This is a genomic window from Nocardioides deserti (assembly GCF_014266025.1).
GTDB lineage: Bacteria > Actinomycetota > Actinomycetes > Propionibacteriales > Nocardioidaceae > Nocardioides > Nocardioides deserti.
In genome coordinates this window covers 36,406-58,810 of the sequence record NZ_JACMYC010000016.1, presented here as the reverse complement: position 1 = coordinate 58,810, position 22,405 = coordinate 36,406, and the positions used below count along the sequence as shown (strand labels likewise).

The 22,405-nt window shown below is 72.9% G+C and carries 17 protein-coding genes and 1 pseudogene; 8 read left to right on the top strand and 10 right to left on the bottom strand.

Annotated elements, in window-relative coordinates; translation table 11 throughout:
- Window positions 1-93: 93 nt before the first annotated feature.
- The 3 genes from H7344_RS17685 to H7344_RS17675 all read right to left on the bottom strand — a co-directional run bounded on the left by H7344_RS17685 (window position 94) and on the right by H7344_RS17675 (window position 4,490).
- Window positions 94-1,347 (bottom strand): saccharopine dehydrogenase family protein, encoded by a 1,254-nt coding sequence (locus H7344_RS17685; RefSeq protein ID WP_229706853.1) that lies wholly within the window; start codon window positions 1,345-1,347, stop codon window positions 94-96.
- Window positions 1,348-1,351: 4 nt separating this feature from the next.
- Window positions 1,352-2,785, bottom strand: coding sequence for a gamma-aminobutyraldehyde dehydrogenase (locus H7344_RS17680; RefSeq protein ID WP_186347312.1), 1,434 nt, complete (start codon window positions 2,783-2,785; stop codon window positions 1,352-1,354).
- Window positions 2,786-2,864: 79 nt separating this feature from the next.
- Entirely contained in the window at window positions 2,865-4,490 is a 1,626-nt protein-coding gene (locus H7344_RS17675) for an amidohydrolase (RefSeq protein ID WP_186347311.1), read from the bottom strand.
- A gap of 142 nt (window positions 4,491-4,632) precedes the next feature.
- Between H7344_RS17675 and H7344_RS17670 the strand changes: the two genes are divergently transcribed.
- Window positions 4,633-6,021 carry an aspartate aminotransferase family protein gene (locus tag H7344_RS17670; protein WP_186347310.1) on the top strand — a complete coding sequence of 463 codons (1,389 nt, stop codon included), beginning with the start codon at window positions 4,633-4,635 and terminating at the stop codon, window positions 6,019-6,021.
- 43 nt (window positions 6,022-6,064) lie between these two features.
- Here the strand turns inward: H7344_RS17670 and H7344_RS17665 are convergent, their stop codons facing one another.
- The 5 genes from H7344_RS17665 to H7344_RS17645 are packed head-to-tail and all read right to left on the bottom strand — an operon-like array spanning window position 6,065 to window position 11,532.
- Complete coding sequence (locus tag H7344_RS17665; RefSeq protein ID WP_186347309.1) at window positions 6,065-7,468, bottom strand: NAD(P)/FAD-dependent oxidoreductase; 1,404 nt, start codon at window positions 7,466-7,468, stop codon at window positions 6,065-6,067.
- Window positions 7,465-8,280, bottom strand: coding sequence for an ABC transporter permease (locus tag H7344_RS17660; protein WP_229706854.1), 816 nt, complete (start codon window positions 8,278-8,280; stop codon window positions 7,465-7,467). Before H7344_RS17660 ends, H7344_RS17665 begins: the two co-directional genes overlap by 4 nt.
- Entirely contained in the window at window positions 8,277-9,194 is a 918-nt protein-coding gene (locus H7344_RS17655) for an ABC transporter permease (RefSeq protein ID WP_229706855.1), read from the bottom strand. Before H7344_RS17655 ends, H7344_RS17660 begins: the two co-directional genes overlap by 4 nt.
- Entirely contained in the window at window positions 9,191-10,309 is a 1,119-nt protein-coding gene (locus H7344_RS17650) for an ABC transporter ATP-binding protein (RefSeq protein WP_186347308.1), read from the bottom strand. The genes H7344_RS17655 and H7344_RS17650 overlap by 4 nt, the downstream gene beginning before the upstream one ends.
- Entirely contained in the window at window positions 10,309-11,532 is a 1,224-nt protein-coding gene (locus tag H7344_RS17645) for a polyamine ABC transporter substrate-binding protein (RefSeq protein ID WP_229706856.1), read from the bottom strand. The genes H7344_RS17650 and H7344_RS17645 overlap by 1 nt, the downstream gene beginning before the upstream one ends.
- Before the next feature lie 158 nt (window positions 11,533-11,690).
- Here H7344_RS17645 and H7344_RS17640 point away from each other — a divergent pair, with 158 nt between their 5' ends.
- From H7344_RS17640 to H7344_RS21305, 3 genes are read left to right on the top strand one after another with little or no spacing between them, the layout of a single operon-like run.
- Window positions 11,691-12,164: an Lrp/AsnC family transcriptional regulator gene (locus H7344_RS17640; protein WP_186347307.1), complete on the top strand. Its 474-nt coding sequence runs from the start codon at window positions 11,691-11,693 to the stop codon at window positions 12,162-12,164.
- 8 nt (window positions 12,165-12,172) lie between these two features.
- Complete coding sequence (locus tag H7344_RS17635; protein ID WP_229706857.1) at window positions 12,173-13,519, top strand: NAD(P)/FAD-dependent oxidoreductase; 1,347 nt, start codon at window positions 12,173-12,175, stop codon at window positions 13,517-13,519.
- Between the two features lie 27 nt (window positions 13,520-13,546).
- Window positions 13,547-14,341, top strand: coding sequence for a CPBP family intramembrane glutamic endopeptidase (locus H7344_RS21305; protein ID WP_186347306.1), 795 nt, complete (start codon window positions 13,547-13,549; stop codon window positions 14,339-14,341).
- Here the strand turns inward: H7344_RS21305 and H7344_RS17625 are convergent.
- Both H7344_RS17625 and H7344_RS17620 read right to left on the bottom strand, forming a co-directional pair.
- Window positions 14,265-15,500, bottom strand: a pseudogene (locus H7344_RS17625) (AGE family epimerase/isomerase). The gene H7344_RS21305 and the pseudogene H7344_RS17625 sit on opposite strands and share 77 nt — an antisense overlap.
- On the bottom strand, window positions 15,497-16,948 hold the full coding sequence (locus H7344_RS17620; protein WP_186347305.1) for a M1 family metallopeptidase: 1,452 nt from the start codon (window positions 16,946-16,948) through the stop codon (window positions 15,497-15,499). The pseudogene H7344_RS17625 and the gene H7344_RS17620 overlap by 4 nt, the downstream one beginning before the upstream one ends.
- A 152-nt stretch (window positions 16,949-17,100) precedes the next feature.
- Between H7344_RS17620 and H7344_RS17615 the strand changes: the two genes are divergently transcribed.
- From H7344_RS17615 to H7344_RS17600, 4 genes are all read left to right on the top strand, one after another.
- Window positions 17,101-18,378, top strand: coding sequence for a YeeE/YedE family protein (locus H7344_RS17615; RefSeq protein ID WP_186347304.1), 1,278 nt, complete (start codon window positions 17,101-17,103; stop codon window positions 18,376-18,378).
- A 176-nt stretch (window positions 18,379-18,554) separates the two neighbouring features.
- On the top strand, window positions 18,555-19,448 hold the full coding sequence (locus tag H7344_RS17610; protein ID WP_229706858.1) for a serine protein kinase RIO: 894 nt from the start codon (window positions 18,555-18,557) through the stop codon (window positions 19,446-19,448).
- Window positions 19,449-19,457: 9 nt separating this feature from the next.
- A complete protein-coding gene (locus H7344_RS17605; RefSeq protein WP_186347302.1) occupies window positions 19,458-20,552 on the top strand; it encodes an LOG family protein in 1,095 nt (364 codons plus the stop codon).
- 62 nt (window positions 20,553-20,614) lie between these two features.
- A complete protein-coding gene (locus tag H7344_RS17600) occupies window positions 20,615-22,369 on the top strand; it encodes a TIGR03767 family metallophosphoesterase (RefSeq protein WP_186347301.1) in 1,755 nt (584 codons plus the stop codon).
- Window positions 22,370-22,405 lie beyond the last annotated feature (36 nt).

Below are 22,405 nucleotides of genomic sequence, written 5' to 3'. Positions count from 1 at the left end.
CCGACGGACCTCACGGGCCCCCGACGAAATTTCAGCGTGGGACCGTGAGGTTTATCGGGTCGCCGATGAACCTCACGACCCGCCGGCCGCGCATCAGGCGTCGAGCTCCTGGATGCCCCAGGGGCTGCCGTAGGCGGTGAGCAGGTCGAGGAACGGCACCGCGTCGAAGGCCTCCGGGCCGAGGACCCCGGCGCCCCGCCACACCCCGGTGGCGAGCAGCTCGAGGGCGACGACGGGATTGATGGCGGTCTGCCAGACGACGCACTGGTGGCCGTACTCACGCATCGACCACTCGTTGTCGACGACGTGGTAGAGGTACGTCGACCGCGGCGCTCCGTCCTTGCCACGACCGGTGACCCACAGGCCGGCGCAGGTCTTGCCGGTCATCAGCGGGCCGAGCTCGGCGGGGTTGGGCAGGCATGCGGCGACGACGTCGCGGGGGCTGACCTCGACGTCGCCGACGCGCACCTTGTCGGTGCGGTCGAGGCCGAGCTTGTGGAGGGTCTTGAGGACCTCGATGAACTCGTTGCCGAGGCCGTACTTGAACGTCGCCCGCTTGCAGTCGACCCAGCGCGGCATGAGGAGGACCTCCTCGTGCTCGACGTTGACGCACTCGACCGGCCCGATGCCCTCGGGGAAGTCGAAGACCTCCGGCTCGGAGAACGGCGCGGTCGTGCGCCACTCCCCCTTGCCCGACCCGTCGCCCTCCCAGATCACCGGCGGGTTGAGGCACTCCTCGATGGTCGTCCAGATCGAGAACGACGGCGCGAAGTCGTGGCCCTCGACGGCGAGGTTCGCCCCGTCCCGGGTGCCGAGCTCGTCGATCTCGGAGAACAGGTGGTCGGCGGCGTACCGCGCGAACACGTCGGACAGCCCCGGTTCCACGCCGATGCCGACGAGCGCCAGGCGACCGTCGGCCTCCCACGCGTCGGCCTGGGCGAGCTGCTCGTCGCCGAGCTTCACGCCGGTCTGCTCGTACGGCGCGTCCGGGTGCGGTCGTGACAGCGACATCGCCATGTCGAGGTAGTCCGCTCCCGCGGCCCGGGCGCCCTCGAAGACCGGCATCACGAAGCGCGGGTCGACCGCGTTCAGCACGTGCGTGGCGCGGTGCTCGCGGGCGAGCGCCGCGACCGACTCGGCGCTCGAGGCATCGACCTGCGCGGCGGTGAACCGCTCGTCGGCGGCGGCGGCCGCGCGCTCGGCCGAGGCGAGCGAGTAGTCCGCGACGACGACCGCCGCGAAGAAGTCGCGGCGTACCGCGATCGAGCAGAAGGCCGCGCCGACGCCGCCGGCGCCGATGAGGAGGATGCGCATCGGGGTCCCCGGGTCGGTCGTCGGATGGTCCACCCGGTCACTCACCGATGTAGCTCATGACGTGCTTGATCCGCGTGTAGTCCTCGAGGCCGTACATGGAGAGGTCCTTGCCGTGGCCGGAGTGCTTGAAGCCGCCGTGGGGCATCTCGGAGACGTAGGGGATGTGGGTGTTGATCCACACGACGCCGAAGTCGAGGCCGCGCGACACCCGCATGGCGGTGCCGTGGTCGCGGGTCCAGACGCTGGAGGCGAGGCCGTACTTCACCCCGTTGGCCCAGCGCAGGGCCTCGGCCTCGTCGGAGAACCGCTGGACGGTGATGACCGGGCCGAAGATCTCCTCCTGCACCTGCTCGTCGTCCTGCCGCAGACCCGAGAGGACGGTCGGCTCGTAGAAGTAGCCGGCCTCCCCCTGCCGGCTGCCGCCGGCCTCGAGCCGGGCGTGGTCGGGCAGCCGGTCGACCATGCCGCTGACCCGCGCGAGCTGGTCGGCGTTGTTGAGCGCGCCGTAGAGGACGTCCTCATCGTCGGGCATGCCGGTGCGGGTGGCGCGCGCCTGCTCGGTCAGCGCCGCGACGAAGTCGTCGTGGATGCCCGGGCCGGCGAGCACGCGGGTGGCGGCGGTGCAGTCCTGGCCGGCGTTGAAGTAGCCGGCCTCGGCGATCGCGGCCGCGGCCTTCTCGACGTCGGCGTCGTCGAAGACCACGACCGGCGCCTTGCCGCCGAGCTCGAGGTGGACCCGCTTGAGGTCGGCCGCCGCGGCGCCGGCGACCTCCATGCCGGCGCGGACCGAGCCGGTGATCGAGACCATCTGCGGCGTCGGGTGGGCGACCAGCGCCCGGCCGGTGTCGCGGTCGCCGCAGACGACGTTGAGGACGCCCGGCGGGAGGAACTCCTGGGCCAGCTCGGCCATCATCGTCGAGGTCGCGGGCGTGGTGTCCGAGGGCTTCAGCACGACGGTGTTGCCTGCGGCGAGCGCTGGGGCGATCTTCCAGACCATCATCGGCAGCGGGTAGTTCCACGGCGTCACCTGGCCGACGACGCCGATCGGCTCGCGGCGGATGAACGACGTGTGGTCCGCCATGTACTCCCCCGCCGACTTGCCCTCGAGCACGCGGCAGGCGCCGGCGAAGAACCGGAAGTGGTCGACCGTCGGCGGCATCTCCTCGCTGGCGGTCAGCCCGATCGGCTTGCCCGTGTCGCGGCACTCCGCGGCCACGAAGTCCTCGGCGCGCGCCTCGAGCGCGTCGGCGATGCGCAGCAGGGCCAGCGACCGCTCCTGGGGCGTCGTGGACCCCCAGCCCTCGAAGGCGCGTTGCGCGGCGGCGTACGCCCGATCGACGTCCTCGGCGCCCGACCGGGGCGCGCGGGCGTAGACCTCGCCGGTGCTGGGGTCGAGGACCTCGTAGGTCTCGCCGGAGGCGGGGTCGACGAGCTGCCCGTCGATGACATTGCGGAACGTCTGGTCGGTCATGGCCAGCACAGTAGCGAGATCACAACGGAATCGGGAGGGATGTGCGCGCAGCGCGACGGATCCCGTCGTGCCAGGCCGTTCACGCCTCGTGGACGACCTCCCCGTCGACCCAGGTGGAGACGACGCCGGTCGCGCCGATCTCCTCCGGGGCCCCGGCGAACGGGTCGCGGTCGAGCACGACGAGGTCCGCCGCGGCGCCGGGCTCGAGGGTCCCTGCGTCGTCGCGGTGGCACACCCAGGCCGACCCGGACGTGTACGCCGCGAAGGCGGCCTCGAGCCCGATCGCCTGCGCCGGCAGGAACGGCTCGCTGCCCGCACGCCCGGGCTCGCCGAGCATCCAACGGTTGACGGCGACGTGGACGGCCGCGAGGGGGTCCGGCGTGCTGACCGGCCAGTCACTGCCGGCGACGAGCCGGGCCCCGCCGCGGAGCAGGTCGCCGAAGGGGTACTGCCAGGCCGCCCGCTCCGCCCCGAGGACCGGCAGCGTCAGGTCGACCATCTGGTCGTCGAGGCACGCCCACAGCATCTGGAGGTTGGCCGCGACGCCGAGCTCCGCGAACCGGGGCACGTCGGCGGGGTCCACCAGCTGCACGTGCGCGACGTGGTGGCGCCGGGCCGGGTCGGTGCCGACGAACGCGTCGAGCGCCTCGCGGACCCCGCGGTCGCCGATCGCGTGCACGTGGACCTGGAAGCCCTCGGCGTCGAGGCGTGCGACGTACCGACGCAGCGCCGTGGGGTCGACGAACGAGTGCCCGCGGTTGTCGGTGCGGTGCCCGCACCGGTCGAGGTACGGCTCCTGCAGCGCCGCTGTGCCGTTCTCCGCGACGCCGTCCTGCATGATCTTGACGCTGGTCGCGCGGAACCGGCCCTGGCTGTAGTCGGCGCGCCGCTCGAGCAGCGAGGGCACCTGCTCCTCCCCGCGCTCGCGATCCCACCACAGCGCCCCGACGACGTGTGCGGTCAGCCGGCCTGCCCGCGCGGCACGCAGGTACGCCGGGCCCGGGTCGTCCATGCCGGCGTACGCGCCGACGATGGCGTCCTGCCAGCCGGTGACGCCGCAGGCGTGCAGGTGGGCCTGGCCGGCGAGCAGGCCGGCGTCGTACTCCGCCTCCGTCGTCGCGGGCAGGAGGGCAGCCACCGCGTGCATCGCCTCCTCGTGCAGCGTGCCGGTCGGGCGGCCGTCGGCGTCGCGCTCGAACCGTCCGTGCGGCGGGTCCGGCGTGCGAGCGTCGACGCCGGCCAGCTCGAGCGCCCGGGTGTTGACCCAGGCGCCATGGTGGTCGCGGTTGGGCAGGAACACCGGACGGTCGGGGACCACGGTGTCGAGATCGGCGGCGGTGGGCGCGCCGCCGGGAAAGGCGGACATGGACCACCCACCGCCCAGCACCCAGGGCCGGTCGGGGTGGGCGGCGGCGTGGTCGTGCACCGCGGCGAGGTACTCCTCGCGCGTGGTCAGCTCCGAGAGGTCGCAGCGGGTGCGCTCCATGCCGCCCTGGACCGCGTGGACGTGGGCGTCGACGAACCCCGGCGAGACCAGCCCGCCGGCCAGGTCGACGACCCTGGAGCCGCTCGTGGAGACGACCGAGGACACCTCGTCCTCGTCGAGCAGGGCGGCGACGCGTCCGGCTCGGACGACCACCGCCCGACCGGCTCCGAGGTAGCGCCGACCGTCGAAGACCGCCCCGCCGCGGAAGACCGTTTCCATGCGCAGCTGTCTACCACCCACCTGCATCGCGACGTCCGACACCTCGGCGTCCGGCAGCTTCGGCCACGAATTCCGTAGCCCAAGTCGTCGATCGATGCGGATTCGTTTGCGTTCGGAGGCTCTGAGCGCGCACCATGGGTGCATGCACCCGGACTACGACCACCTGCAGCAGGCCGCCAAGGACCACCTGTGGCTGCACTTCGCCCGCCACGGCGCGTACGCCGAGGGCGACGTGCCGATCATGGTGCGCGGCGAGGGCGCCTACCTGTGGGACGCGACCGGGAAGCGCTACCTCGACGGGCTGGCGGGCCTCTTCGTCTCCCAGCTCGGCCACGGGCGGACCGAGCTCGCGGAGGCCGCGGCCAAGCAGGCCCAGGAGCTGGCGTTCATGCCGCTGTGGTCCTACGCGCACCCGCCGGCCATCGAGCTGGCCGAGAAGGTGGCGTCGTACGCCCCGGGCGACCTCAACCGCGTCTTCTTCACCAGCGGTGGCGGCGAGGCCGTGGAGACCGCGTGGAAGCTGGCCAAGAACTACTTCAAGCTCACCGGCAAGCCGATGAAGCACAAGGTGGTCAGCCGCTCGATCGCCTACCACGGCACCACCCAGGGCGCGCTGTCGATCACCGGGCTGCCGCTGCTCAAGCAGCAGTTCGAGCCGCTGGTGCCCTCGACCTTCCGGGTGCCCAACACCAACGCCTATCGCGCCGACGAGATCACCTCCGGCTTCCTGGACGGCTCCGACCCCGAGGCGTTCGGCCGCTGGGCCGCCGACCAGGTCGCGATCGCCATCGAGAACGAGGGCCCCGACACCGTCGCGGCGGTCTTCCTCGAGCCCGTGCAGAACGCCGGCGGCTGCTTCCCGCCCCCGCCCGGCTACTTCCAGCGGGTGCGCGAGATCTGCGACGAGTACGACGTGCTGCTCGTCTCCGACGAGGTCATCTGCGCCTTCGGCCGGCTCGGCCACATGTTCGGTGCCGAGCGGTACGGCTACCAGCCCGACATGATCACCTGCGCCAAGGGGATCACGTCCGGCTACGCCCCGCTCGGCGCGATGATCGCCTCGGACCGGCTGATGGAGCCGTTCCTCGAGGACAAGGCGATGTTCGCCCACGGCTACACGTTCGGCGGCCACCCGGTCTCGACCGCGGTGGGGCTGCGCAACCTCGAGCTGTTCGAGGAGGAGCGCGTCCTCGAGAACGTCCGCGACAACGAGGCGGAGTGCCGGGCCATCCTCGAGCGCCTGCTGGACCTGCCGATCGTCGGGGACGTCCGCGGCGACGGGTACTTCTACGGGATCGAGCTGGTCAAGGACAAGGCGACCAAGCAGTCGTTCACCGCGGAGGAGTCCGAGCGGATCCTCTACGGCTTCGTCTCCAAGCAGCTGTTCGCCGAAGGGCTCTACTGCCGTGCCGACGACCGCGGCGACCCGGTCGTCCAGCTCGCTCCCCCGCTCATCTGCGGCCCCGAGCACTTCGAGGAGATGGAGCAGGTGCTGCGCGTCGTCCTGGACAAGGCCTACTCGCTGCTCTGAGCCCCTCGAGAGCGTCCTGACCGCCCGACCGGGGGGCGGGCGGTCAGGAGTCGAACCCGAGGCCCAGCCGGTCGAGCGTGCGCAGCCACGGCCCGCGGCGGCCACCGGACCGGTCGGAGCGGTCCAGGGCCCGGCGCGTGAGCTGGATGCCGCCGTACCGCACCGGCTCGGGAGGGAACGGCAGCGGGCGCTCGCGGACCATCCGCAGCCTGGTCCGCTCGGTGTCAGCGCCCTCCAGCAGGTCGAGCACGACCTGCGCGCCGAACCGGCTGGCGGCGACGCCGAGGCCGGTGTGTCCCAGGACGTACGCCGTGCGCCCGCCGTGGGCGGTCCCGTAGAAGGCGTTGAAGCGGGTGCAGGTGTCGATGACCCCGCCCCAGCGGTGCGTGAACCGGACGCCCTCGAGCTGCGGGAAGGTCTGGAGGAAGTGCTCGGAGAGCAGCCGGTGCGTGGGCATGCCGGCCGTGTGGTCGGCGTCGATCCGGTTGCCGTAGCGGTAGACCGCGTCGTACCCGCCCCACACGATCCGGTCGTCCCGGGTGAGCCGGTAGTAGTGGAACTGGTGCGCGGCATCACTGATGCCCTGCCGCCCCGACCACCCGAGCGCGCCGAGCTGCTCCTGGGTCAACGGCTCGGTGGCCAGCACGTAGTCGTGGACCGGCACGCTCATCAGCCGCAGCCGCCGCAACAGGGGCGGGAAGGCGTTGGTGGCGAGGACCACCTGCCCGGCGCGCACCCGCGCCCGGTCGGTGCGCACCTCGAGCGCAGCGCCGGCGCGCTGCACCGACCGGACCGGGGAGCGCTCGTGGACGGTGACGCCGTCGTCGAGGCACGCGCGCCGCAGCCCCCAGGCGAGGCGGGCCGGCTCGACCAGGGCGGTGCCGTGCGGGTCGGACAGCGCGCCGAGGTACGTCGGGGAGTCGACCTGGCCCCGCACCTGGTCGGCGCCGAGCCACTCGACGGGGTGCCCGTGTGCCGTCATCTCGGCTGCCAGGTCCTGGAGCTCGGGGACGTGGTGCGGCGCCGTCGCGACCGACAGCTCACCGCTGGGGCGCCAGTCGCAGTCGATCCCCAGCTCCTCGACCGTCCGTCCGATGGCCGCGAGGTTGTCGGCCCCGAGCCGGTCGAGCACCGCCAGCTCCTCGGGCCACCGCTCGAGCCCGTTGCCGAAGCCGTGGGTCAGGCTCGCCGCGGCGAAGCCGCCGTTGCGACCGCTCGCCTGCGCCCCGCACCGGTCGGCCTCCAGCAGCAGGACCGACCGGTCGGGTCGCCGTCGCCGGGCCAGCAGGGCCGTCCACAGCCCGGTGTAGCCGCCGCCGACGACCACCAGGTCGGCGTGCGCGTCCGCGTGCAGCGGGTCGAGCGGTTCCGGGCGCGCTGGGTCGTCCTCCCACAGGCAGGCCGGCTCGGCGTCCTCGAGGGCCCGGCGCGCCGCGCCGGCGGTCACCGGGCTGCTCGGCGGCGGCGGCTCAGCTCGCCGACGAGCACCACGGTCATCGCGACCAGGAACATCACGGTGCCGATCACGTTGATCTGCGGCGGGATGCCGCGCTGGGCCGCCCCCCACACGAACATCGGGAAGGTCACCTCCTGGCCCGCGTTGAGGTTGGTGATGATGAAGTCGTCGAAGGACAACGAGAAGGACAGCAGGGCCGCGGCGAGGATGCCTGGGAAGACCAGCGGGAAGCTGACCCGCCAGAACGTCTGCCACTCGTTCGCGTAGAGGTCCGCCGCCGCCTGCTCCAGACGTGGGTCGAGCCCGGCGAGCCTCGCCTTGACCGTGACGACGACGAAGGACAGGCAGAAGAGCACGTGGGCGACGAAGATCGTCCAGAAGCCGAGCACGCCGGCGAGCCCGGCGTTGACGAAGAGCGCGAGCAGCGAGGACCCCAGGACGATCTCCGGCGTCGCCATCGGCAGGAAGATGAACAGGTTCGCCGACGACCGCCCCCGGAACCGGTGGCGGACCATCGCGAACGCCATCAGGGTGCCCAGCAGCGTGGCCAGCACGGTGGCGAGCAGGCCGATCTGCAGGCTGGTGCCGAGCGACTCGCACAGCTGGTACGGCGCGCAGATGTCGGTCCAGTTGGCGAGCGTGAACCCGTCGAAGGTGTAGCTGTTCCGGCTGGACTGGTCGTTGAAGGACATCAGCACGACGACGAAGATCGGCAGGAACATGTAGAGCAGGACGAGCAGCCCGAGCAGGAGCACCAGGTGGTCGCCCAGCCACGCGCGCCCTCGCCACGCCACGCCGCTCACAACAGCTCCTCGGTGCCGGCACGGCGTACGTAGACGAAGACGAGGACGACGATCGCGGCCATCAGCGTCACCGACAGCGACGCCGCCGTCGGGTAGTCACCGGCACCGAACAGGTCCTGGATCTCGTTGCCGATCATCCGGGTCCGCGGGTTGCCCAGCAGCTCGCTGTTGATGTAGTCGCCGGCTGACGGGATGAACGTGAGCAGCGTGCCCGCGACCAGGCCGGGCATGGCCAGCGGGAGCGTGACGGTGCGGAACGTGGTCACGGGCGAGGCGTACAGGTCCGCCCCTGCCTCGATGAGCCGGGGGTCGAGCTTCTCGAGCGACGCGTAGAGCGGCAGGACCATGAAGGGCAGGAAGTTGTACGTCAGACCGGTGACCACGGCGAACGGCGTCGCCAGCAGGTAGCCGTCCGGCGCGAGCACGTGGATCGAGCGCAGGAAGCCGACCAGCGCCTCGTTGTCGCCGAGGATGTACTGCCAGGACAGGGTGCGGACCAGGAAGCTGGTGAAGAACGGCGCGATGACCGCCACCAGCATCAGGTTCTTCCAGCGTCCGGCCTTGAAGGCGATGGCGTAGGCGAGGGGGAATCCCAGCACGATGCAGGCGACCGTCGCCAACAGGGCGTAGACGAGCGAGCGGACGAACTGCGGCGCGTAGTCCCCGAGGGCCTCGACGTAGTTCTGCCAGTGCCCGGTCATGGCGTAGCCGGTCTGCAGCGAGCCGGCCGGGTCATAGAGGCTGGTCGCCATCAGCGTGACCGTCGGGACCACGAAGAACAGCAGGAGCCAGAGCCCGCCGGGAAGCAGGAGCAGGTAGCCGGACCACCCGCTGCGACGCGACGCCGGGTCGGGTCGGCCGGTGAGCTGGGCCTCCGTCGGTCCCAGCGACGGGACGTGGCCGGCGGCGCTCACACAGGCTCCCGCTCGACCCCGGCGGCGGCGTCCTGCGTGGCGTCGAGGAGGAAGGTGTGCTCGGGTCGCCAGTGCAGGTCGACCTGGTCGCCGGGGCGGAACCGCTTGCGGGCGCCGGTGTTCTGCTCGAAGACGGTGAGCTCCTGGTCCCAGGCCATCCGCACGAGGTACTGGGTGCTCACGCCGACGAAGCTGACGTCGCTCACGACTCCGCCGCGCAGGCTGTTCACCTCGTCCGCGGCCTCCTCCCCCGGGCCGGCGAGGTAGACCTTCTCCGGGCGTACCCCGGCCCAGACGTCCCCCTCGGTCACTCGCGAGCGCGACCGTCCGGCAAACACCCGGGCGCCGTGGACCTCCACGTGCACGAGGTCGCCGGACGTGCCGGTCACCGAGCCGGCGACGAGGTTGGACTGGCCGAGGAAGTTCGCGACGAAGGTCGTGGCCGGGGACTCGTAGAGCTCCTCCGGCGGGCCCAGCTGCTCGATGCGGCCCTCGTTCATCACCGCGACCGTGTCGGCCATCGTCATGGCCTCCTCCTGGTCGTGGGTGACGTGCACGAAGGTGAGCCCGACCTCGGTCTGGATCCGCTTGAGCTCGATCTGCATCTGCCGGCGGAGCTTGAGGTCCAGCGCGCCGAGCGGCTCGTCGAGCAGAAGCACCTCCGGCTGGTTGATCAGCGCCCGGGCCAGCGCCACGCGCTGCTGCTGGCCGCCGGAGAGCTGGCCGGGACGCCGCTTCGCGAGCTGCTGGAGCTCGACGAGGGCGAGCATCTCGGCCACCTCGTCGTCGATCTTGCGGCGACCCCGCCGCTTGAGCCCGAAGGCCACGTTGTCCGCGACCGTCAGGTGCGGGAAGAGCGCGTAGCTCTGGAAGACGGTGTTGACCGGGCGCTTGTACGGCTTGAGCCGGGTGATGTCCGTGTCGCCCAGCAGGACCGTCCCGGTCGTCGGCTCGTCGAGCCCGGCGACCATCCGCAGCGTCGTCGTCTTGCCGCAGCCCGACGGCCCGAGCAGGGCGAAGAAGGAACCCTCCGGCACCCGCAGGTCGAGGTCGTCGACCGCGGTGAAGGCGCCGAACCGCTTGGTGACCGACGTCAGGGTCAGGTCGCCGCCCATCAGGCGCCGATCACCTGGGCGAAGTCCTTCTCGTACTGCTGGCGCGTCTTCACGTCGAGCTGCTTGAAGCCGTAGGCGTTGGCGAGGAACTCCTCGTCGGGGAAGATCAGCTCGTTGTCCACCAGCGACGGGTCGATCTTCTCCATGGCCTCGCGCGCACCGTCCACGGGGCAGATGTAGTTCACCCAGGCGGCGAGGGTGGCCGCGACCTCCGGCTGGTAGTAGTGGTCCATCAGCTTCTCGGCATTGGTCTTGTGCTCGGCGAGGTTCGGCACGAGCAGGTTGTCCGACCACAGCGACAGGCCCTCCTCGGGCACGACCCACTTGATGTCGGGGTTGTCGTACTGCATGGCGATGACGTCGCCCGACCAGGCCTCGCACGCGACGACGTTGCCGGCGTTGAGGTCGCGGATGTAGTCGTTCCCGGTGAACCGGCGGATCTGGCCCGACCCGACGTACCCCTCGAGGCGGTCGAGCGACGCCTGCCACTCGTCCTCGGTGAAGTCCTCGGGGTCCGCTCCCTCGAGGAGCAGCATGAAGAGCATCGTGTCCCCCATCTCGGAGAGCAGGCTGATCTTCCCCTTGAGGTCCTGGCGCGTCATCAGCTCCTCGAAGCTGCCGACCTCGCCGGTGTACTTCGCGTTGTAGGCGATGCCGGTCACGCCGCTCTGCCAGGGCACGCTGTAGTCCCGCTCGGGGTCCCAGCTCGGCGACCGCAGGCTCTCCACGAGGTTCGCCTCGACGTTGGGGAGGTTCGCCTTGTCGAGCTTCTGCAGCCAGCCCAGGCTGACCATCCGCGCCGCCATCCAGTCGGTGAGCGTGATGATGTCGCGGCCGACCGGCTCGCAGCTGCCGAGCTGGTCCTTGACCTTCGCGAAGAACTCGTTGTTGTCGTTGACGTCGGTGTTGTAGGTGACCGTGATCCCTGTCGCCTGCTCGAACTGCGCGAGGCTCGGCATCGCCTTGCCCTTCTGGTCGATGTACTCCGGCCAGTTGGAGAAGACCAGCTCCTTCTCCTCCGCCGACCGGTCGGGGCCCTGGCAGTCGTCCGCGTTCTGCACCTGGGACTCGGTGCCGCAGGCTCCGAGCAGGCCGGGCACGCCGAGTGCCAGGGCGGAGAGGGAGGCACCGCGCAGGAGGCCGCGCCGCCCGATCGGGCGACCCATCGCTGCGGAGCGGGACGCTCGCATCATCGCGTCGAGAGAGGTCCGGTCAGGGGACATGCGCGCTCCTCGGGATCAATGGATGGCCCGTGGATCCTGTCAAAGGACGCCGGGGGCTACAAGGGATACCGTCGAATCGAAACCTGCTCGCAACGAAATCGCTTGCCCGAGGCGGCGCGCCCTTTGACCGTCCCCCACCCGACTGCGAGCATGCGGCCATGGCTCGCAAGCAGGACCGGCCCGCTGTCCCCCTCGACGACGTCTCCAAGGCGATCATCGAGCAGCTCCAGCAGGACGGCCGCCGCTCCTACGCGGCCATCGGCAAGGTCGTCGGGCTCTCGGAGGCCGCGGTGCGCCAGCGGGTGCAGCGCCTCGTCGAGGGCGGCGTCATGCAGGTCGTGGCGGTCACCGACCCGCTCGAGCTCGGCTTCGCCCGCCAGGCGATGGTCGGCGTCAAGGTGGAGGGTCCGCTCGAGCCGGTCGCCGACGCGCTGAGCGCGCTGGACGAGGTCGACTACGTCGTAATCACCGCCGGCTCCTTCGACCTGCTCGTCGAGGTGGTCTGCGAGAGCGACGACCACCTCCTCGACCTGCTCTCGCACCGCGTCCGGTCGATCGAGGGCGTCGTCGCGACCGAGACGTTCATGTACCTGAGCCTGCGCAAGCAGACCTACTCCTGGGGTGTCCGCTGACCCGCTCGTTGTGGCACGACACGGCCCCGCCCGCGCCGTCGCGCCCGCCGCTGCCGGGCACCCACGACGCCGACGTGGTGGTCGTCGGCGCCGGCTACACCGGGTTGTGGACGGCGTACTCCCTCGCCGTCGCCGACCCCTCCCTGCGCATCGTCGTGGTCGAGGCCGAGCAGGTCGGGCACGGCGCGTCCGGGCGCAACGGCGGCTGGTGCTCCGCGCTGTTCCCCGCCTCGCTGCCCTCGCTGGCTGCGGCGGCCGGCCGCGACGCAGCGCTCGCCCAGCACCGGGCCATGCGCGCGACGGTCGACGAGGTCGCCCGGACCGCGGCGGCCGAGGGCATCGACTGCCACCTGGCCAAGGGCGGCACCGTCGTCGTCGCTCGCAACCGGGCCCAGTGGGGGCGGGCCCGCGCCGAGGTCGCCGCGGCCCGTACCTGGGACCGCGGCGAGGACGACCTGCGGCTGCTCGACGCGCGGGAGGCGACCGGCGTGCTGCGCGCGAGCGGCACCGTCGGCGCGACGTACACCCCGGACTGCGCCGCGATCCACCCCGCGCGGCTGGTCCGCGGGCTCGCCGACGCGTGCGAGCGGCACGGGGTGACCATTCACGAGTCCACGCGGGTGACCGCGATCGAGCCCGGCCGCGCCCGCACCGCTGCCGGTGACGTGCGCGCCGACGTCGTCGTCCGCGCCACCGAGGGCTACACGCCGCTCCTGCCCGGACAGCGGCGCGCGGTCGTCCCGGTCTACTCGCTGATGATCGCCACCGAGCCGCTGCCGCAGGCTGTGTGGGACGAGATCGGCCTGGCCCGGCGCGAGACGTTCAGCGACCACCGGCACCTGGTCATCTACGGCCAGCGCACCGCCGACGACCGGCTCGCCTTCGGGGGCCGCGGCGCGCCGTACCACCTCGGCTCGCGGGTCAGCCCCGCCTTCGACCGCGACGAGCGGGTCTTCGCCGGGCTGTACGCGACCCTCGTCGACCTCTTCCCCGTGCTCGCCGGCACGCGCGTCACCCACGCCTGGGGCGGCCCGCTCGGCATCGCCCGCGACTGGTGCGCCTCGGTCGGGCTGGACCGACGGACCGGGCTCGCGTGGGCGGGCGGGTACGTCGGCGACGGGGTCGCCACCACCAACCTCGCCGGCCGCACCCTGCGCGACCTCGTGCTCGGCCACGACACCGACCTGGTCCGCCTGCCGTGGGTCGGCCACCACTCCCCCGCGTGGGAGCCGGAACCGCTGCGCTGGCTCGGCATCAACGCCGGCCTCCGCGCCACCCGCCTCGCCGACGCCGAGGAGTCACTCACCCGCCGCCCCAGCCTCCTCGCCCGCGCCACCGCGCCGCTCCTGGGCTGAGGTGGACGAGGCTCGGGACGACCACCGGTGAGCAGCGTGCTGGTGCGGATCGCGGTGCTCCTGGGGGCGACCCTGGCTGCCCTCCACCTCCTCTCGCGTGCCGTCGGCGACGCAGAGCCCACCGCCGTCAGCACGCTCGTCGCCCGCGCTGCCGGTGGCCTCGCCGTGTCGGCCGTGGTGCTCGTGGTCGTGCTCGTCCTCACCCACGTCGAGCGGCGTCGGCTCCGGGACGTCGGCCTCGGCGCCGCGGCCGACGGCTGGCGCCTGTTCCTGCTCGGCGCAGCCGCCTGGCTGCTGCCCGCCGCCGGGGCGTTCGGTGTCCTCGCGCTGCTGGGCGCGCCGCTCACGGTGACCGCGCCGGCGGACCGGTTCTGGACGGTCTTGACCTTGCTGCTCCTCGCCGTGCTCCTCTCGGAGGCGGTCCCCGAGGAGCTCGCCTTCCGCGGCCACCTCACCGCGGTGCTCTCCGAACGGCTCCGGGGATGGGCCGTCGTCGCGGTGCAGACGGCGCTGTTCACCGCAGCGGTCCTGGTGCTGCGCGGCGGGCTGGGCCTGCTCGACCTCTCGCTGTTCGTCGCGATGGGGGCTGTCCTCGGCTACCTGCGGATGACCACCGGCAGCGTGTGGACGACGTTCGGGTTCCACGTCGCGTTCCAGACCGGCTCGCAGCTCGTCCTCACCCACGACGTCGTCGAGCTGGACGGGTCTGCAGACCTGGCGGTGCTCGCTCTCGGTGCGGTGCCGTTCACCGTCGCGGTGCTGGTGCTTCCCGCCCTCGGCCCAGCTCGCCGGCGCGCAGCGCGACCCCGGCCGACGGACTGAGCGGCAGCGACGGGAGGAGCAGGGCGTTCGTCGCGTGGTAGGCGTCGGGCTTGCCCGGCCAGGTCAGGCCCGAGGGCGCGAGGCGGGCGTCGAGCTCGTGGAGCCAGGATCCGTCGGCCTCGACGAAGTGCTCGACGGTGAAGGTCCACCACCGCTCCACCAGCGCGGCGTACCGCTCCTCCCCCGTCGCCCGGGCGAGCGCGTCGGCGGCGAGCACCGCCTCGCAGTGGACCTAGTGGAACCGCTGGTCGACGACGGGGGCGCCGGTCCAGTCGGTGGTGTACGGGAAGCCCGTGCGGCCCTCGTCGGCGTCGGCGGCCGCCCGGTCGAAGAGGCCGACAGCGGCTCCGAGCAGCCACGCCGGCGGCTCCTCGCCGGCACGCTCGAGCGCGGCTCGGAGCGAGACGAGCAGGCGGGCCCACTCCAGCCCGTGGCCGGGTGTCGCGCCGTAGGGGCGGAACGGGTCGGCCGGCCGGTCGCGGTGGTGCTCGGGCAGCGGCCGCCACGACGCGTCGAAGTGCTCGACCAGCCGCCAGTCGTGCGCGCGGGCGACCCGGCCGACGAGGTGCTCGGCGATGCGCAGCGCCCGGCCCCGCCAGACCGGGTCGCCGGTGGCGTCGGCGGCGACGAGGTAGGCCTCGACGGTGTGCATGCAGCCGTTGGCGCCGCGGTAGTCCTCGGCGATCGACCAGTCACCGGACCAGGACTCGACGCAGAGACCCCGCGCGTCGTCCCAGAAGCGCTGCTCGTGCACGGCCAGTGCCCGCTCGAGCAGGTCGTCCGCGCCCGGCACGCCGGCGACCGCCGCGGTGGCGGAGGCGAGCACGACGAAGGCATGGTCGTAGCAGGACTTCGTGTCCTGCGTCGGGACGCCGGTGGGGTCGAGCGCGCTCCACCAGCCGCCGTGCACGGGGTCCTCGAACGGCCCCGCGAGCGCGTCGACGCCGTGCCGCGCCAGCTCCAAGGCCGGCACCGGACCCGCGTCGTCGAGCATCGACGCCAGCGCGAAGACGTAGGTCATCCGCGCGTTGATCCACAGCTCCAGCGCGCGCCCACCATCAACGGTCCCGTCCCGGTCGAGGTGGCCGAAACCGTGGTCCAGCCGTGCGCCGGCGGCGAACGCCAGCAACGGTTCCAGGAGCGCGCGGTCGACGGTCACGCGAACCCGTTGGCGGCCGTGCGCGCCGGCGGTCGCGGCGCGCGCAGCCAGGCGTCGAAGAACGCGTCGAGGTCCTCCCCGCTCACCCGCTCCGCGAGCGCCTCGAGCTGCACGCCGGAGCCGTGGCCGCCGGCGCGGTCACCCACCCAGGTCCGCAGCAGCCGCCAGAAGTCGTCCTCGCCGATCCGCTGGCGCAGCGCCTGGAACGTCATCCCACCGCGCACGTAGACCGGCGCCGCGAACATCCGCCTCGGCCCGGGGTCGTCGACCCGCAGGTCCCAGAACTCCTCGGAGCCGGCCAGCGCCGCGTGGGTGCCCTCCATCCAGCGCTGCGCCGGCACGCCGCCGTGCGTCTCGGCGTACCGCGCCTCCAGGAACGTCGCCGCGCCCTCGTTGACCCAGATGTCGCGCCAGCCGCGCACGGAGACCGAGTCGCCGAACCACTGGTGGGCGACCTCGTGCACGACGGTGGCGAGCGCGCCGTGGCCGTGCATGACGGGGTACGTCGGCCGCGTCTGGTTCTCCAGCGCGAAACCCGGGTCGAGGCTGGTCGTCACCCCGCCGGTCGACCCGAACGGGTACTCGCCCAGCTGCCGCTCGGCCCACCGGACGATCGCCGGCGTCTGACGCATGAGGTCCATCGACCGCGACCGGTCCGGCTCGGGGATGCGGCGGGAGACGGCGACGTACCACGGCAGGTCCCGCCCGTCCGGGGTGTTGGCGCGGTCGGTGCCGCGGTCGACCTCGAAGGGGCCGGCGGCGAAGAACGCGAGGTACGGCGCCATCGGCTCCGCGGCCCGCCAGCGCGTGGTCGCGGTCCGGCCGTGGACGGTGCGCGAGACGAGCCGGCCGTTGCCGACGACCCGCTTGGCCGTCGGCACCGTCACCGCCACGTCCACGACGGCCTTGTCGCGTGGGTGGTCGTTGGCCGGGAACCACCACGGCGCCATGTGCGGCTGGTTCATCGCGACGACCTCGCCGCCGTCGGCGAGCCAGTTCCGCTCGCCGGCGTAGCCGAACCGCCCGGGCCGACCGGCGTACCGCACGAGCACGGTCACCACCTCGCCGGCGGCGAGCGGGCGGGCGGGCCGGATGCGCAGCTCGTGGCGGTCGGGGCGGGTCCAGCCGGCGCGGCGACCGTCGACGCGGACGTCCTGCACCGGCAGGAGCAGGTCGAGGTTGAAGCGCGACAGCGCCTGGGTGGGCCGCAGCGTCAGCCGGGTGGTGCCGGAGAGCCGGCCGCGCGCGAAGTCGTAGCTGACGTCGACGTCGTAGCGCCGGACGTCGATGCCGCCGTTGCCGTCCCGGGGGAAGTACGGGTCGCCGATGCCGGCCGCGCCGGGCCGCGGACCCGTCGCGGCACGCTCGCCGGGAAGGGCGGCCGCGGACCCGCCGAGCAGCAGCGCGGCGGTGAGCAGTCCGGTCAGCAGCCGGCGGGGTCGGAGCACCGGCGAACGGTAACCCCTGCCGCCGACGCCGCACGACGCTTCGCCGCTCCTGGTCGGGTCGGCCGGAACGGGCGGAGCAACCGTGCGGCGGGAACAGGGACGGGGGGCCGCCGGTTGTGCCAGGTCCTGCCGTCGCGACCGGAAGGTGACCCATGTCCATCCTGCATCGACCCGGACCGCGCAGCGCCGCGGCCGACGGCCCGCGGGCGGTCCCGCCCGGGCCTCCCCCGGCGGAGGCGCCGCCGGCGCAGGCCGGCCTCGTGATCGGGGGCCTGCTCGCCGCGCTCGCGCTCGGCGGCCTGATCTGGACCCGCTCGGGCGGCACCCCGGCCGCCCTCTTCGCGATCGGCCTGGCGCTCGGGTTCGTGCTCTTCCACAGCCGCTTCGGGTTCACCTCCGCGTGGCGCCAGCTCGTCGCCGTCCGGCAGGGCAAGGCGCTGCGCGCGCACATGCTGATGCTGGCGGTCGCCTGCACGCTGTTCGCGCCGATCCTCGCGACCGGCACCGCGATCGGCGACGCCGTGCCCGAGCCGTCGTTGGCGCCGATCGGCTTCGGGCTGTTCGTCGGCTCGTTCCTCTTCGGCGTCGGCATGCAGCTGGGCGGCTCGTGCGCGTCCGGGACCCTGTTCGCGATCGGGTCCGGGCAGAGCGCGATCGTGCTGACGCTGGCCGGGTTCGTCGCCGGGTCGACCCTCGGCGCGCTGCACTTCCCGTGGTGGACCGGCGACCTGCCGAGCTTCGAGCCGGTGTCGCTGACCGACGTGGGCGGCGGCTACCTCGGCGCGTGGGCGATCTCGCTCGCGGTGATGGCCGCCGTGGTCGGCCTGACCTACCTGCTCGCGCGCGGCCGGACCGTCCCGCCGGTGCAGCGGCCGCCGGTCGCGACCGGAGCGGCACGCGCCGTACGCGGCTCCTGGCCGCTGTGGGTCGGTGCGCTGCTCCTCGCGGGCCTCAACGCGCTGACGCTGCTGGTCTCCGGCGGCGCGTGGGGCATCACCTTCGCCTTCGCGATGTGGGGCTCGAAGATCCTCGACGCGGTCGGCGTCGACGTCCTGTCGTGGGGCTTCTGGTCCGACCCGGGCAACCTCGCGAAGTACCAGGCCGGCGTGCTGGTCGAGAAGACCTCGGTCATGGACCTCGGCATCATCCTCGGCGCGCTCGTCGCCTCGGCGGCGGCCGGCTCGTGGGTGCTGCACCGCCGCATCCCGGGGCGGCTGGCCGCCGGTGCCGTCGTCGGCGGGATCCTGATGGGGTACGGCGCGCGGATCGCCTTCGGCTGCAACATCGGCGCGTACTTCGGCGGCATCGCCTCCTTCAGCCTCCACGGCTGGCTCTGGGGCGTCACCGCCGTGCTCGGCACCGTCGGCGGCCTCGCGCTGCGCCCGCTCTTCGGGCTCGGCAACCCCAGGCCCTCGGACTCGGTCTGCTGACCCTTCCCCGCCCGGCGCGGTAATCCCGTTGCGACGCCCGGCCACGGACCTCCACGATGGTCCGCGGCCGGGCGTTCGCCCGTGCTGCCCCAGCGACCGAGAGGAGCGCGACATGTCGACGACTGTCCGGTGCCTGGCCTCAGCACCCCTCGCCCTCCCGCATCCCTGGAGCAGCCTTGTCCCTGCAGCACCCGCACCACCCCGAGCGCCCGCAGCACCCCGCTGAGCCCGAGGTCCGCCTGGACCCCGCCTTCGTCACCGACTGGCGCGTCTACGACGACCTCGACGACGGCCAGCGCTGGAGCACCTGGCACGACGTCGAGCCCCTCTCCCGCGGACCCGAGCCACGGCCCGACTGGGTCGTGACGTCCCGCGGTGCGGTCGACACCGACCTCGGCGTCCTCAAGACCGGCAAGGAGGCCGACGTCTTCCTGCTCGAGCGGGCCGACCCGCACGAGCCCGAGCGGGCGGTCGTGATGGCGGCCAAGCGCTACCGGTCCACCGAGCACCGCACGTTCCACCGCGCCGCGGCCTACACCGAGGGCCGCAGCATGAAGCGCTCCCGCGACGAGCGCGCGGTCAAGCGGCGGTCCACCTTCGGCCGCCAGGTCGCAGCCGCCGAGTGGGCGGTCTCGGAGTGGGACGCGCTCAAGCGGCTGTGGACGATCGGGCTGCCGGTCCCCTACCCGGTCCAGGTGGACGGGACCGAGCTGCTCATGGAGTGGGTCCGTGTCGACGGCGAGGACGGGCCGGAGACCGCGCCGCGGCTCGCGCAGACCCGGCCCGGCCCGACGCAGCTCGCGTCGTGGTTCGAGCAGCTGCGCGACGTGCTCGTGACGATGGCTCGGCACGGCCTCGTGCACGGCGACCTGTCGGCGTACAACGTGCTGGTCGCCGGTGACCGCCTCGTCGTCATCGACCTGCCGCAGGTGGTCGACCTCGTCGGCAACCTCAACGGGCCCGACTTCCTGCTGCGCGACTGCTCGAACGTGTGCCGTTGGTTCCGCGCCCGCGGGCTGGAGGTGGACGAGCAGGCGCTCTTCGCGGACCTGCTCGCACACGCCTTCTAGGTTGGCCGGGTGAAGAGCACCCACGGCCGCATCGTCCACGTCGAGTCGCTGGCCGACCTCGACCGCCGCCTGGCCGCCGGGGCCACGTCGCTGTCGGGCTGGCGCGTCCGGTCGCTCGACCTGACGGAGCGCTCGGAGGTGCTCGCCCGGTGTCGCGTGGCGGGGGCCGCGTTCCTCGGCTGCACGTTCGCGTCGGGGGACGCCGAGCGCCTCCTCGCCGCTGGCGCCCTCGTGCTGCCGACGATGTCCGGGGCGCCGCTCGACACCGCCCGCGCCGACCTCTACACCGCGGCGGAGCTCTTCGGCGACGGCCCCTATCCCGACTCCCTCGACGCGCGCGCCTACGCCTGGTCGCAGCAGCCGCCCACGCCGGAGACCGCGCTCGCGCAGGCGCTGCACGACCACGCCGTCGACCAGGCGCTCGCCTCCTGGGTCACCGGCCGGCGGCTGGTCGGGGTGATGGGCGGCCACGCGCTCGCGCGCGGGTCCGAGGGGTACGCCGCCGCGGCCGCGCTCGGGCACGCCCTGGCCCGCTCGGGTTCCTGCACGGTCGCCACCGGCGGCGGGCCGGGCGCCATGGAGGCGGCCAACCTCGGCGCAAGGCTGGCGCGCCGCTCCGGCGACGAGCTGACCGCCGCGCTCACCGGGCTGGCGCGCGTGCCGTCGTACCGTCCCTCGATCGGCGCGTGGGCGCGGGCCGCCCTCGACGTGTGCGCGGCGCACGCGGACCCCGTCGAGACCCTCGGCATCCCGACCTGGCACTACGGGCACGAGCCGCCCAACGTCTTCGCCACCGCGATCGCGAAGTACTTCCACAACGCCACGCGGGAGGCGGTGCTGCTCGAGGTCTGCGACGCCGGGATCGTCTTCCTGCCCGGCGCGGCGGGCACGGTCCAGGAGGTCTTCCAGGACGCGTGCGAGAACTACTACGCCGACGAGTCGTCGGTCGCGCCGATGGTGCTGGTCGGCGGCTCGTACTGGACCGAGACGTACCCGGTCTGGCCGCTGCTGCGGTCCTTGGCGCGCGACCGGCACATGGAGCCGCACGTGCACCTGGTGGACACCGTCGAGGAGGCGGCCGCGCTCGTGGTCCGGGGCCCGTGACGGATTCGGCGAATACCCACCCAGGTGTCGGCGGTCACACCTAGTGTTCTCGCACCATGCCGATGCCAGACCTCTCTCGCCGCCAGCTGCTCCGGTCCGCCGGTGCTGCCGCTCTCGCCGCCACGGCCGCCGCCTCAGGCGCGGTCTCCTCCGCCGCCACCGCGGCGTCCTCCGCCGCGTCCTCCGCGGGCTCCGCCGTCGCTGCGGCGGCTCGCCGGACCACGCTCGCCGGTGTCATCGGCAAGGCCGCCCCCGGCCCGGGTGGCTACACCACCCTGGTCGCCGGCCCCGGCGAGAAGCACGTCGTGCGCACCGACCTCGGCGTCAAGCCGAAGAAGGGCCGGGTCGAGCGGCGCCGGGGCGTCCTCGCCTTCGCCCAGCTCAGCGACATCCACGTCACCGACGCGCAGTCCCCGCTCCGCGTCGAGTGGGTCGACCGCTGGGACGACGAGGACGCCGAGAACGGCCCGACCGGGCTGCTCAGCTCCTCCTACCGCCCGCACGAGATGCTCGCCGCGCACATCGCCGACTCGATGGTGCGCGAGATCAACGCGATCGGGAAGGGCCCGGTCACCGGCAAGCCGCTGGCGCTGGCCGTCCAGACCGGCGACAACTCCGACAACGCCCAGCTCAACGAGATCCGCTGGAACATCGACGTCCTCGACGGCGGCGAGGTCCGGATCGACTCGGGCGACCCGGAGAAGTGGGAGGGGGTCGCGGACCTCGAGCCCGGCTTCTACGACATCCACTACTACCACCCGGACCCGCTCCCCGAGGGCGTGGAGCCGGACCGGCCGCGGGCGAAGTACGGCTTCCCGGCCTTCCCCGGGCTGCTCGACGCCGCCCGCCGGCCGTTCACCGCCGAGGGCTTGAAGATGCCGTGGATCTCGGTCTTCGGCAACCACGACGGGCTGGTGCAGGGCAACTTCCCGACCGCGATCGAGGGCCTGTCGGCCGTCGCCACCGGTTCGACGAAGGTCATCTCGCCGCCGGTCGAGGTGAGCAAGGGCGAGGTGCTCCTCGCGCTCGCCACCGGGCGGGTCACCGAGGTCCTGCAGAAGGTCATGTCCTCCCCCGGCGCCCGCACCGTCACCCCGGACCCGGACCGCCGCCTGCTGACCCGCGGCGAGGTCGTCGCGGAGCACTTCACGACGAAGACCTGGCTCAAGGGCCACGGCTTCACCCAGCAGAACGTCGCGGACGGCACGGCGTACTACACCCTCGACCGCGGCCGGATCCGCTTCGTCGGTCTCGACACGGTCAACCTCGCCGGCGGGTCCAACGGCTCGATCGACCGGGCCCAGCACGCGTGGCTGAAGTCGACCCTGAAGCAGGCGAAGAAGGACAAGAAGCTCGTCGTCGTCTGCTCGCACCACACCTCGACCTCGATGGACAACGACGCCGGCGGCGACCGAGTGCTCGGCGACGAGCTCGTCGAGACCCTGCTGGCCCACCCGAACGTCGTGGCGTGGGTCAACGGCCACACCCACACCAACAACGTCTGGGCACGCAAGAAGGCCACGGGCAAGGGCGGCTTCTGGGAGATCAACACCGCCTCGCACATCGACTGGCCCCAGCAGTCGCGGCTGATCGAGATCGCCAACAACAAGGACCGCACGCTCTCGATCTTCGCCACGATGGTCGACCACGGCGGCCCGGTGGCGCCGGACGCCGCCAAGCTGGACGACACGCACGCGCTCGCGTCCATCGGCCGTGAGCTCGCCGCGAACGACTGGCACGAGCGCGCCGTCGGCCGCACCGGCACCCGTCAGGACCGCAACGTCGAGCTGCTCATCGCCAACCCGCTGCGCTGGTAGTGCCGCGGGCCGTCGGCCGCAGGCAGGAGGGGGTCA

What these genes read in the sequence shown, in the direction of transcription:
- H7344_RS17615 (WP_186347304.1), top strand. Translation starts at nt 17,101, where the DNA reads ATGTCCATCCTGCATCGACCCGGACCGCGCAGCGCCGCGGCCGACGGC.
- H7344_RS17640 (WP_186347307.1), top strand. Translation starts at nt 11,691, where the DNA reads ATGGCTCGCAAGCAGGACCGGCCCGCTGTCCCCCTCGACGACGTCTCC.
- H7344_RS17600 (WP_186347301.1), top strand. Translation starts at nt 20,615, where the DNA reads ATGCCAGACCTCTCTCGCCGCCAGCTGCTCCGGTCCGCCGGTGCTGCC.
- H7344_RS17650 (WP_186347308.1), bottom strand. Translation starts at nt 10,309, where the DNA reads ATGGGCGGCGACCTGACCCTGACGTCGGTCACCAAGCGGTTCGGCGCC.
- H7344_RS17670 (WP_186347310.1), top strand. Translation starts at nt 4,633, where the DNA reads ATGCACCCGGACTACGACCACCTGCAGCAGGCCGCCAAGGACCACCTG.
- H7344_RS17645 (WP_229706856.1), bottom strand. Translation starts at nt 11,532, where the DNA reads ATGTCCCCTGACCGGACCTCTCTCGACGCGATGATGCGAGCGTCCCGC.
- H7344_RS17675 (WP_186347311.1), bottom strand. Translation starts at nt 4,490, where the DNA reads ATGGAAACGGTCTTCCGCGGCGGGGCGGTCTTCGACGGTCGGCGCTAC.
- H7344_RS17680 (WP_186347312.1), bottom strand. Translation starts at nt 2,785, where the DNA reads ATGACCGACCAGACGTTCCGCAATGTCATCGACGGGCAGCTCGTCGAC.